Annotated in this window: 11 protein-coding genes; 3 read left to right on the forward strand and 8 right to left on the reverse strand. The window is 62.8% G+C overall.

Going from position 1 to position 11,667, the window contains the following annotated elements; translation table 11 throughout:
• Positions 1–3 precede the first annotated feature (3 nt).
• From trpC to OKW20_RS14475, 3 genes are read left to right on the forward strand one after another with little or no spacing between them, the layout of a single operon-like run.
• Positions 4–819: an indole-3-glycerol phosphate synthase TrpC gene (trpC, locus tag OKW20_RS14465; protein WP_429173136.1), complete on the forward strand. Its 816-nt coding sequence runs from the start codon at positions 4–6 to the stop codon at positions 817–819.
• Entirely contained in the window at positions 819–1,307 is a 489-nt protein-coding gene (gene moaC / locus OKW20_RS14470; RefSeq protein ID WP_429173139.1) for a cyclic pyranopterin monophosphate synthase MoaC, read from the forward strand. Before trpC ends, moaC begins: the two co-directional genes overlap by 1 nt.
• 4 nt (positions 1,308–1,311) lie before the next feature.
• Entirely contained in the window at positions 1,312–2,523 is a 1,212-nt protein-coding gene (locus tag OKW20_RS14475; RefSeq protein WP_429173141.1) for a molybdopterin molybdotransferase MoeA, read from the forward strand.
• A 165-nt stretch (positions 2,524–2,688) separates the two neighbouring features.
• On the opposite strand, the gene OKW20_RS14480 is transcribed toward OKW20_RS14475, so the two are convergent.
• The 8 genes from OKW20_RS14480 to pcsA all read right to left on the reverse strand — a co-directional run bounded on the left by OKW20_RS14480 (position 2,689) and on the right by pcsA (position 11,600).
• Positions 2,689–3,981 carry a hemolysin family protein gene (locus tag OKW20_RS14480; RefSeq protein ID WP_043620310.1) on the reverse strand — a complete coding sequence of 431 codons (1,293 nt, stop codon included), beginning with the start codon at positions 3,979–3,981 and terminating at the stop codon, positions 2,689–2,691.
• A 166-nt stretch (positions 3,982–4,147) separates the two neighbouring features.
• Positions 4,148–4,927 carry a FadR/GntR family transcriptional regulator gene (locus OKW20_RS14485; protein WP_052201907.1) on the reverse strand — a complete coding sequence of 260 codons (780 nt, stop codon included), beginning with the start codon at positions 4,925–4,927 and terminating at the stop codon, positions 4,148–4,150.
• A 219-nt stretch (positions 4,928–5,146) separates the two neighbouring features.
• A complete protein-coding gene (locus OKW20_RS14490; protein ID WP_043620503.1) occupies positions 5,147–6,217 on the reverse strand; it encodes a BMP family ABC transporter substrate-binding protein in 1,071 nt (356 codons plus the stop codon).
• A 49-nt stretch (positions 6,218–6,266) separates the two neighbouring features.
• The gene (locus OKW20_RS14495) at positions 6,267–7,187 is read right to left on the reverse strand and encodes an ABC transporter permease (RefSeq protein ID WP_043620304.1); all 921 of its coding nucleotides are present in this window, start codon (positions 7,185–7,187) and stop codon (positions 6,267–6,269) included.
• The gene (locus OKW20_RS14500; protein WP_060517054.1) at positions 7,187–8,281 is read right to left on the reverse strand and encodes an ABC transporter permease; all 1,095 of its coding nucleotides are present in this window, start codon (positions 8,279–8,281) and stop codon (positions 7,187–7,189) included. The genes OKW20_RS14495 and OKW20_RS14500 overlap by 1 nt, the downstream gene beginning before the upstream one ends.
• Positions 8,271–9,845: an ABC transporter ATP-binding protein gene (locus OKW20_RS14505; protein ID WP_429173145.1), complete on the reverse strand. Its 1,575-nt coding sequence runs from the start codon at positions 9,843–9,845 to the stop codon at positions 8,271–8,273. Before OKW20_RS14505 ends, OKW20_RS14500 begins: the two co-directional genes overlap by 11 nt.
• 48 nt (positions 9,846–9,893) lie before the next feature.
• On the reverse strand, positions 9,894–10,865 hold the full coding sequence (locus tag OKW20_RS14510; protein ID WP_043620295.1) for a quinone oxidoreductase family protein: 972 nt from the start codon (positions 10,863–10,865) through the stop codon (positions 9,894–9,896).
• Between the two features lie 9 nt (positions 10,866–10,874).
• Complete coding sequence (gene pcsA / locus OKW20_RS14515) at positions 10,875–11,600, reverse strand: phosphatidylcholine synthase (RefSeq protein WP_034790952.1); 726 nt, start codon at positions 11,598–11,600, stop codon at positions 10,875–10,877.
• Between the last annotated feature and the right edge of the window lie 67 nt (positions 11,601–11,667).

Here is an 11,667-nt window from a genome sequence, read left to right on the forward strand (position 1 = left end):
CACATGACGGATATCCTGCGCAAGATCGAAGCCTACAAGCGCGACGAGATCGCGGCCGCCAAGTCGCACGTCGCGCTCGACGAGCTCAAGGCGCGCATCGCTGACCAGTCCGCCCCGCGCGGCTTCCATGCGGCGGTCGCCGCGCGCAAAGCCGCCGGCACGTTTGGGCTGATCGCCGAAATCAAGAAGGCAAGCCCGTCGAAGGGGTTGATCCGCCCGGATTTCGATCCGCCTGCGCTCGCCAAGGCCTATGAGGCCGGTGGCGCGGCCTGCCTGTCGGTGCTGACGGACGCCCCGAGCTTTCAGGGCGCGCCTGCCTTTCTTGAAGCGGCGCGCGCGGCTTGCGCCCTGCCGGCGCTGCGCAAGGACTTCATGTTCGACACCTACCAGGTGTTCGAGGCACGTGCCTGGGGCGCCGACTGCATCCTTCTGATCATGGCTTCGCTCAGCGACGACGACGCCCGCCGCCTTGAAGAAGCTTCCTTCGAACTCGGCATGGACGTGCTGATCGAAGTGCACGATGCCGAGGAGATGGAACGGGCGCTGAAGCTTGCCTCGCCGCTCGTTGGCATCAACAACCGCAACCTCAGGACCTTCGAGGTCGATCTCGCTGTTTCCGAGCAGCTTGCGGGCATGGTGCCTGCCGACCGTCTGCTCGTCGGCGAAAGCGGCATCTTCACGCATGCGGATTGCCAGCGGCTGGAAAAGAGCGGCATCACGACCTTCCTCGTCGGCGAGAGCCTGATGCGCAAGAGTGACGTCGAATCAGCAACACGCGCACTTCTGACGGGCGCTGCGACCACGCTGGCGGCCGAGTGATGAGCAAGCCGACGCTCACGCATATCGGTGGCAGCGGCGAAGCGAACATGGTGGATGTCGGCGACAAGACCGAAACGGTGCGCATCGCCGTCGCCGAGGGCCATGTGCGGATGAAGGCGGAAACGCTGACGCTCATTCTCGAAGGCGACGCCAAGAAGGGCGACGTCATCGGCACGGCGCGGCTTGCCGGCATCATGGCCGCCAAGCAGACCGCCAACCTCATTCCGCTCTGCCATCCGCTGATGCTGACCAAGGTCACCGTCGACATCACGCCGGATCCGACGCTCCCTGGCCTTCGGGTCGAGGCGCTTGCCAAGCTGACGGGGCGCACCGGCGTCGAAATGGAAGCACTGACGGCTGTCAGCGTCGCCTGCCTCACCATCTACGACATGGCGAAAGCCGCGGATCGCGAGATGGAAATCGGCGGCATCCGGCTGGTCAGCAAGTCCGGCGGACGATCCGGCGACTACCGACGCGAAGGGAACTGAGGCCATGGCGTTGCTGTCCGTCGAAGACGCGCTCGAGCGAATCCTCCACGGCGCCACGCCACCGCAATTGACAGAACTCGTCAGCCTTCATGACGGGCTTGCCCGCGTGCTGTCTCAGGATATTCCGGCGCGCGTCACCCACCCGGCCTTCGACAATTCGGCGATGGACGGCTACGCCGTGCGCCACCGGGACATCGAGATCATCGGCTCCGAACTGACCGTTATCGGCCAATCGGCGGCAGGCCACGGCTTCAAGGGCGAGATGAAAGCGGGCGAAGCCGTGCGCATCTTCACCGGTGCGCCAGTGCCATCGGGCGCCGATACGGTGATCATCCAGGAAGATACCGAGCGGTTGCCGGGCAACCGAATCCGCACCACATTCGTGCCCGGCAAGGGGCGACACATCCGAACCGCAGGCCAGGACTTTATCGCCGGCGAAGCGGGACTTTCGGCGGGCGACGTGCTCGATGCCGGGCGCTTGACGCTCGCTGCCGGGATGAACCATGCGAGCCTGCCGGTCTTCAAACGCCCGCGGATCGCGATCCTCGCCACGGGCGACGAGCTGGTGGCTCCGGGCAGCAAGCCGGGCGACGATCAGATCATCGCCTCCAACAGCTTCGGAGTCGCGGCGATTGCCCGCGATAACGGCGCTGAGGTCATCGATCTCGGCATCGTCCGCGACGATCGGGACGCGATCAGTGCGGAGATCGGCCGCGCGCAGGACGCCGATGTCGACGTGATCGTCACGCTCGGCGGCGCTTCGGTCGGCGACCATGACCTGGTGCAGTCGACGCTGATTGCCTGCGGCATGACGCTCGACTTCTGGCGCATCGCCATGCGGCCGGGAAAGCCGCTCATGGTGGGACAGCTCGGAAAGGCCACGGTGCTCGGCCTGCCGGGCAATCCTGTCTCCAGCCTCGTCTGTGCCCTGCTCTTCCTAGAGCCGCTGACCCGTAAGCTCGCCCGCTTGCCATCGCGCGACCGATTGACGACCGCGCAGCTCGCAAGCCCGCTTCCGGGCAACGATGTCAGGCAGGACTATGTGCGCGCGCGCCTTACAAGGGACAGCGACGGCGCATTGCTCGCCCATGCCTTCTCACGGCAGGACTCGTCAATGATGAAGGTTTTCGCACAGTCCGATTGCCTGATTGTACGACCGCCGCACGCGGCCGAGGCGCCCGCGGGCACGTCCTGCGACATCCTCAAGCTTCGCTGAACAAACCAAGCGCGAGCCACCTAGGCACGCAAAAGCAAAAGGCCGGGTAGAACCCGGCCTTTGTTTCCGTTCGATCTCGGCGATGATCACGTGGCTTCGTCATAGAGCGCCGCCATGTCAGCGTGCCGCTGTCACCGCTTTTGCAGCATCAGGCCGGGGTGCGAATCAATTGACCGTCTCGTCCGAGCGGCTGACCAGGATCTTGTCGATACGGCGTGCGTCCATGTCGACCACTTCGAAGCGGTAGCCATGGGCAATCGCGACGTCGCCCTCTTCCGGCGTCTTGCGCAGTTGCTGGACGAGGAAGCCGGCAATGGTCTCGAAATTACCGTCGGCGTCGATGCCTTCGATGCCGATCGTCAGGTGGATTTCGTCGATCGGCGTGCGGCCGTCGACAAGGTAGCTTCCGTCTTCGCGCTGGCGGATCAGGGCATGCTCGATGTCGTCGTAGTTCGACGGCAAGACGCCAACGATCGCTTCGAGAATATCGGCGATGGTGATGATGCCCTCGGTGCTTCCGTACTCGTCGACGATCATTGCCATGTTGATGCTCGACGACTTAAAGGCTTCCAGTGCCTTCAGGCACGACGCCGTCTCAGGCAATGTGTGGATTTCCTTGATGTACCTGCGGACATCGAACGGCCCGGAGGTCGGAGCGTTTAGAATTTCCTTTGCCAGAACCGCGCCGAGAACGTCGCCGCTTGGACCGTCAACCACCGGGTAGCGGGAATGGCCGAACTGATCGATCTTGCGGCCAACCGTTTCGAGGCTGTCGTTGACGTCGATGAAGCTCACCTCAGTGCGGTGGGTCATAATCGACTTCACGTTGCGGTCGCCGAGGCGGATGATTCGCCGAAGCATCTCGTGCTCCGACTTTTCGATGGCGCCGCTTTCGACGCCTTCGGCCATGATCGCGTGCACTTCCTCTTCCGTCACATGATCCGGATCGTCGGGACGGATGCCGAGAAGACGCATGGCAAGCGATGCTGCCGTCTCGAAGAGGTAGACGACCGGCGCAGCGATCCGCGACAACAAGTGCATCGGGCGCGCGACGAACATCGCCAGCGCCTCGGAATTTTTCAGCGCCAGCTGCTTCGGGATAAGTTCGCCGATAACCACCGACAGGAAGGTGATGAGGGTAACGACGAGCACCAGGGCGACAGTGTTGCCGTAAGGATTGATCCAGGCGATCTCATCGAGCAGCGGCGCAAACTTCGCAGCGATGGTCGCGCCGCCGTAGGCACCGGCCAAGGTGCCGACGAGCGTGATGCCGACCTGAACCGTGGAAAGAAACTTGCCGGGGTCTTCAGCAAGGCGCAGCGCCACCTCGGCGCGGGCATTTCCCTGTTTTGCCATCTGGCGAAGCATGGGCTTGCTTGCCGAGACGATTGCCATTTCCGAGAGAGCAAAAAATGCATTGATCAAAAGCAGGACGAAAATGACAAAAAACTCGGACATGGTCTCCAGGTCACCGTTGACGAAAGTCGCTCCGCAAGGAGCGAGCCCTCACCAAATAAGGCCAGCGCGCGATCCGAGCAAGCACAAGCAATGAAATCGCTGCAATCTTCTGAACATTGGAAGGGGCGAGCGCTGTTTTGTTGAACAATCTCGACCGGTGGCAGCATCAACTACGGCTGTGCAGGGCGCTGCGAACGCGCTCGCGTCCGATCTTGATCACGTTTTCCATCGCAAGCCGCGCGCCGAGCTCGTCACGCCGGCCGATTTCCTCGACGATCCGGATATGGTTGCGGGCGACTTCGTCTATGCCGCCCTTTTCGGCGACCGGGGAGCTCAGCTTGAAGACGCCGACCAGCGCCGCCTCGATCAGCCCGCCGACCGTGCGCATGAATGGGTTGCCGGAGGCCTCGGCGACAGCAAGGTGGAATTTCAGGTCAGCGCCGGCGAGGCTCTCGGCGCTATGGCCCTCCTCGCCCATCGCAACCGCGAGCCGCATCATGCGGCTGATTTCGGCTTCGGACGCATTTCGCGCCGCGAGCGCGGCGGCATGCGGCTCGAAGGCCAGGCGCACTTCGCTGAGATGATAGAGGAACTCTTCGTCGACACCGCACTCGAAATGCCAAGTCAGGATATCGTTGTCGAACAGGTTCCAGTCGTTGCGCGGCGTCACGCGGGTGCCGATTCGCGCCCGCGGCACGACGAGCCCCTTGGCGGCGAGCGTCTTCATCGCTTCACGCAGAACGGTTCGCGACACCTTGAAACGGGCCGCGAGTTCCGGGTCACCCGGAAGAATGGAGCCGACAGGAAATTCGCCGGATATGATAGCCTTGCCGAGTTGATCGACAACATGTGCGTGGCTGGTTCGCTTGCGCGAGCCGGACACAACGGTTTCCAGCACACTCCTGTTCAATCCATCTCCTCCAGGCACTCCCCTGCCTGACTTCATACGGCGCGCTGCGCCACAACGCCTTCGTGCGAAGCACGGAGGTCACCCCTAAACCTGTGCAAATGAATGTAGTTTGAACGGTCGATTCCGGAAAGCCCCAGGGCGGGCGCAAAACCGTAAACCGCGCACCGCCGAACGGACAAGCAACCCTTGCGCGATCTCCAAACGACAAACCCCGCCGAAATGGCGGGGTTTGCATTGTGTTTCGTAGGCGCTTGCTTACTTCGGCAGCTGGTCGTCGACACCTTCGACGTAGAAGTTCATGCCGAGCAGCGTGCCGTCGTCCGACGATGCGCCGGCTGCCAGCCACTCGCTACCGTCCTGCTTCTTCAGCGGGCCGGTGAAGGGCTTCAGCTCGCCCGACTCGATCTTGGCTTGGGTGTCCTCGGCGAGCTTCTTCACGTCGTCAGGCATGTTGGTGTAGGGCGCCATCGTCAGAATGCCGTCCTTCAGGCCGTCCCAGCTCGAGGTCGTTTCCCACTTGCCGTCGAGGAAGGCCTGGGTGCGCTTGATGTAGTAGGCGCCCCAGGTATCGACGATCGCCGTCAGCTGCGTTTCCGGGCCGGCCTTGATCATGTCGGACGCCTGACCGAAGGCCTTGATGCCACGCTCGGCGGCAACCTGCATCGGAGCCGTCGTATCAGTGTGCTGCGTCAGGATATCAACGCCCTGGTCGACCAATGCCTTGGCAGCGTCGGCTTCCTTGCCTGGGTCGAACCAGGTGTTGGCCCATACGACCTTGATCTTGAAGTCCGGGTTGACCGAGCGCGCGCCGATGACGAAGGAGTTGATGCCCATCACCACTTCCGGGATCGGGAAGGAAGCGATGTAGCCGGCGACGCCCTTCTGCGACATCTTGGCAGCGATCACGCCCTGGATGTAGCGGCCTTCATAGAAGCGGCTGTTGTAGGTCGCGACGTTCGGCGCAGTCTTGTAGCCGGTCGCATGCTCGAACTTCACGTCCGGGAACTTCTGGGCGATCTTGATCGTCGCATCCATGAAGCCGAAGGACGTCGTGAAGATCAGGCCGCAGCCCGAGCGTGCGAGACGCTCAATCGCGCGCTCGGCATCCGGGCCTTCCGGTACGCTTTCCAGATACTGCGTCTCGATCTTGTCGCCGAGCGCCTTTTCCAGCTCCTGGCGGCCGATGTCGTGCGCCTGGGTCCAGCCGCCGTCGGTCTTTGCACCGACATAGACGAAGCAGACCTTGGCCTTTTCCTGGGCGCTTGCGCCGGTGGCAAAGCCGAGCGCGGCCGCGGAGCTTGCGAGAACGAGCAGTAGTTTTTTCATTTTCTTGACCTCTGTCGGTTTGAGAAACGTCAGTATGAAATGCGTGAAATCATCGATCCGGCACAAACGGTTTGCCGAGCGAAGCCGGCGTGTTGATCAGGGTCATGCGCCGGTTATGCGAAATGAGAATGAGGACGACGATCGTCGCGACATAGGGCAGCGACGAAAGGAGCTGCGAGGGAATGCCCAGACCGAAGGCCTGCGCGTGCAACTGGCTGATCGAAACCGCGCCGAAGAGATAGCCTCCGGCCACCAGCCGCCACGGACGCCAGGACGAAAAGACCACCAGCGCCAACGCGATCCAGCCGCGACCGGCCGACATGTTCTCCACCCATTGCGGCGTATAGACGAGCGACAGCTGCGCGCCGGCAAGCCCGGCACAGGCGCCGCCGAACATGACGGCGAGATAGCGGGTGCGAATGACGTTGACGCCAAGCGCGTGCGCTGAGGCGTGACTGTCGCCGACGGCGCGAAGCTTGAGGCCGGCGCGGCTCTTGAACAGGAACCAGTGCACGCCTGCGACGATCGCGATCGAAAGATAGAAGATGATGTCCTGCCGGAAGAGCAGCGGCCCGATGTAGGGGATATCGGCGAGAAGCGGGATCGCGATCGGCTGAAGCTTGACCCCCTGCATGCCGAGGAAACTCTCGCCCATCATGCCGGAGACGCCGATGCCGAGCAGGGTCAAGGCCAGGCCCGTCGCCACCTGGTTTGCCACCAGGCTCAGCGTGAGGAAGGCAAAGAGCTGCGAGAACAGCGCGCCGCAGGCGATGCCTGCAAGCATTCCCAGATAGGGCGAACCGGTGATCTGGGTGATTGCGAAGGCGGAGACCGCCCCCATGATCATCATGCCCTCGACGCCGAGGTTCAGCACGCCGGACCGTTCGGTCACCAGTTCGCCGATTGCAGCCAACACCAGGGGGGTTGCGGCCGTGATGACGCTCAAAAGGATCGCTTCGACGATACCCATCAGCGGCTCCCCTCGCTGTTAGTCGCGGTCAACCGGTCGAAGACCAGCTTGATGCGATAATGGATGAGCGTGTCGCAGGAGAGCACGAAGAAGAGAAGCAGGCCCTGGAAGACGCGCGTGACTTTTTCGGACACACCGATCGACAGCTGCGCCGCCTCACCACCGAGATAGGTAAGCGCCAGCACCAGGCCAGCGGCGACGATGCCGAGCGGATTGAGGCGGCCGAGGAACGCAACGATGATGGCGGTGAAGCCGTAGCCGGGCGAGATGACCGGGCGCAACTGCTGGATCGCGCCGCTGACCTCGGAAATGCCGGCCAGGCCGGCAAAGGCGCCGGAAAGCAGCATCGAGAACCAGATCATCTTGCGCGAGGAGAAACCGGCAAAGCGCCCTGCCCGCTCCGATTGGCCAAGCACGGAAATCTCGAAGCCCTTCAGCGTGTAGCGCATCATGAACCAGACGAGGATCGCCGCTATGATGGCGAAGGCGAAGCCCCAGTGGGTACGGCCGGAGGCTAGCATTTCCGGCAGGATCGCATCGACGGCAAAGGTGCGCGTCTCCGGGAAGTTCATGCCGCCCGGATTGCGCCAAGGTCCTCGCACCAGCCAGTCGAGAAAGAGCTGGGCGACATAGACCAGCATCAGGCTCGTCAGGATCTCGTTGGTGTTCATATGCGCCTTGAGGAAGGCGGGGATGGCGGCAAACAGCGCGCCGCCGAGCATGCCCATCAGCATCATCAGCGGCAGCACCAGCGGCGACTGCCAGTCGTAGAAGACCACCGGCAGGATCGAGCCGGCAATCGCGCCCATGATGAACTGGCCCTCGGCGCCGATGTTCCAGTTGTTGGAGCGGAAGCAGACCGATAGCCCGACGGCAATCAGGATCAGCGGGGCGGCCTTGATCGCCAGTTCGTGCAGCGACCAGACCTCGCTCAGCGGCTCGACGAAGAAGCTGTAGAGCGCCATGACAGGATTCTTGCCGAGCAGCGCGAACATGATGCCGCCGAAGACGATCGTCAGCAGGAAGGCGATGAACGGCGACAGGATCGAAAACAGCGTCGAGACCTTGGCGCGCTTTTCCAGTTCAATGCGCATGTGCGGCCTCCGTGCCTTCCGTCTTGCCGTACATGCCGCCCATCAGCAGGCCGATCTTTTCACGCGAAAGCTCCTTGGCCGGATAGGGATCGGAGAGCTTTCCGTCGCTGATGACGGCGATCTCCGTCGCCACTTCGAAGATCTCATCGAGATCCTGGCTGATGACGAGCACGGCAGATCCGGACTTGGCGAGATCGACGAGCGCCTGGCGGATGCGGCTGGCAGCACCCGCATCGACGCCCCAGGTGGGCTGGTTGACGACGAGCACGCTCGGCTGGCGGTCGAGTTCACGCCCGACGATGAACTTCTGCAGGTTACCGCCGGAAAGCGAGCCGGCCGGCGGATCCTCGCCACTCTTGCGCACGTCCATCGCCTCGGAGATGCGCTTCGTGGCGCTCGTCACCGCATCGCGCCGGATGATCTTGAGGAAGCCGCCGCCGAGGAACGCCTTGGCGTCCGAACGACTGCGGGCAAGCACGAGATTGTCGGAAAGCGGCAGCGCCGATACCGCCGCGTGGCCATGGCGTTCCTCGGGAACGAAGCCCGCGCCCATCAGCCGGCGGGCGTTGATGTTACGGTTGCCGACCGGCTTCTGGCGGATCTGCACCGCATTGTCGTCGGCAACCGGATATTCGCCCGAGAGCGCGTCAAAGAGTTCGCCCTGGCCGTTGCCGGCAACACCGGCGACCGCCAGCACCTCGCCGGCATGCACCTTGAGACAGATGTTCTTCAGCGAAACGGCGAAAGGCGTGCGCGCCGGCACGCTCAAGTGCCGCGCTTCCAGCTGCACCTGGCCCTTGGCGCTGGTGCCTTCGGCCGTCACGGCCGCGACGTCGCCGCCCACCATCATGCGCGCCAGCGACGAGGGGGTCTCCGTCTTCGGATCGCAGGCGCCGGTCACCTTGCCGTGGCGCAGCACCGTTGCGCGGTCGCAGATGCGCTGCACCTCTTCCAGCCGGTGGCTGATATAGAGAACAGAACGGCCTTCGGCCTTCAGCTTGTAGAGTGTTTCGAACAGGCGATCGGCTTCCTGCGGCGTCAGCACCGAGGTCGGCTCGTCGAGGATGATGAGGCGCGGGTTCTGCAGGAGCGCGCGCACGATCTCGATGCGCTGGCGCTCGCCGACCGAGAGATCCGCCACATGCGCCTTGGGGTCGAGCGGCAGGCCATAGGCATGCGACAGGCGCGACGCCTCTTCCGCCACCCTCGCCAGCGAGATGTTCGCATCCATGGAAAGCGCGATATTCTCTGCGACCGTCAGCGCCTCGAACAGCGAAAAGTGCTGGAAAACCATGCCGATGCCGAGCTTGCGCGCTGCCGCGGGATTGGCAATGCGCACGCTCTGGCCCTGCCAGAGGATCTCGCCGGCCGTCGGCGCCAATACGCCGAACAGCATCTTGACCAGGGTCGATTTTCCGGCGCCGTTTTCGCCGAGAAGGGCGTGGATTTCGCCCGGTTCAATCTGCAGATTGATCCCATTGCAGGCCGCGAAGCTGCCAAACAATTTCGTCAGGTTGCTCACAGCCAATAGATGACCGTTCGCCGCTACTCCCTCAACAGGCACGCTGCCCTCTTTCCCCTCTGTTGATCCGCGTCCGCCTTAAGGCTTCGATCACGGAATCAGCAGTGTTGTTCCACTTGTTTTTCTTGTCTCGAGATCCGTATGCGCTCGCCCCGCATCGGCGAGCGGATAAGTCTGATTTATATTGATACGCACTTTGTTGCTTCGCACAATATCAAACAGGGAATTTGCACACGCTTCCAGCGCAGGCCGCGTGGCAACATAACCAAAGAGTGTCGGACGCGTCGCAAAAAGCGAGCCCTTTTGAGCCAGGATGCCGATGCTGAAGGCATCCACCGGACCGGACGAATTGCCGAAGCTGACCCAGAGGCCGCGCGGCTTGATGCAATCCAGCGACGCCGGATAGGTGTCGCGCCCGACGGAATCGTAGACGACATCGACGCCGCGGCCGTCGGTCAATTCCTTGACCCGAGCGACGAAATTGTCGGTGCGGTAGTTGATCACGTGGTCGTAGCCATGCGCCAGCGCCAGATCAATCTTGTCCTGCGAGCCCGCGGTACCGATGACCGTCGCGCCAAGCGCCTTCGCCCACTGGCCGGCGATGAGCCCGACGCCACCGGCTGCGGCATGAAAGAGGATCGTCGTGCCCGGCCCGACCTGATAGGTCTGATTGAGCAGATATTGCGCCGTCATGCCTTTCAGCATCATCGCAGCCGCGGTCTCGAGGCTGATGCCTTCAGGCACCTTCACCAATTGCGCGGCATCGACATTGCGTTCGCTCGCATAGGCGCCATCGGCCGAGGCATAGGCGACGCGATCGCCGACGGAGAACAGGCTGACGCCGTCGCCAACCGCAGTGACGATGCCGGCACCTTCCTTGCCCGGCACGAACGGCAAGGCCGACTTGTAGAGGCCGGTGCGGAAGTAGACGTCGATGAAATTGAGTCCGACCGCCACTTGGCGGATCTGCACCTCACCCGGCCCCGGCGGCGAGAGTGTCACGCCTTCGAGCTTCAGGACCTCCGGTCCTCCGAGTTCGCGTACCACAATCGCCTGTGCCATTGCCTGCTCCTATTTCCGGCCGAGACTTGGGAAAATCTGCAGCACGAAGCCAATCACGTAGAGATAGATGCCTGTGACGACGAAACCGGTGACGACCCATGCCGGTGTCGCAAAATGCAGGAGCAGCGCATAGATGCCGAGCGCCGACCACAGAAGGAAGATGCCGAGGTTTAGCGGTCGCAGGCGCTGGACGCGGACCGGATGAAGGAAGTTGATCGGCAGGAAGGTCAGGACCACCGACACGAAGACGACGATCGACGCCGTCAACTCGCTCGCCTGGATGACGAACAGCGTGAAGACGACCATGTTCCAGACGACGGGGAAGCCGGAGAAGAAGTATTCGTCCGTCTTCATGCCCATGTCGGCATAGTAGATCGCACTCGAAACCACGATCGCGCCTGCCGCGACGAACGACCAGGGCTCGCCGATCATGCCGCTCTGGTAGAGTGCAAAGGCCGGCAACAGCACATAGGTCACGTAGTCGATGACATTGTCGAGCGTGTCGCCCGACCAGTTGGGCAGCACTTCCTTGACGCGCACCTTGCGGGCGATCGGCCCGTCGATGCCATCGACGAGCAGCGCCAGCCCCAGCCACCAGAACATGTCGACGAAACGGTGCTCGGCCGCAGCCACGACACCCAGGAAGGCGAGAAACGATCCCGATGCGGTCAAGATATGCACGGAGAAGGCGCGAATCTCGGCGTAGGGAACTCGTCTGTAGTTAAAGAACTTCATCTGCGGACGCCGCCCACCCCTGCTGTTTTCCCCGTGCGGGCCTTGACCCGCCTCGACCGCTGTGCGG

This window comes from Ensifer sp. LBL, assembly GCF_050435225.1.
GTDB lineage: Bacteria > Pseudomonadota > Alphaproteobacteria > Rhizobiales > Rhizobiaceae > Ensifer.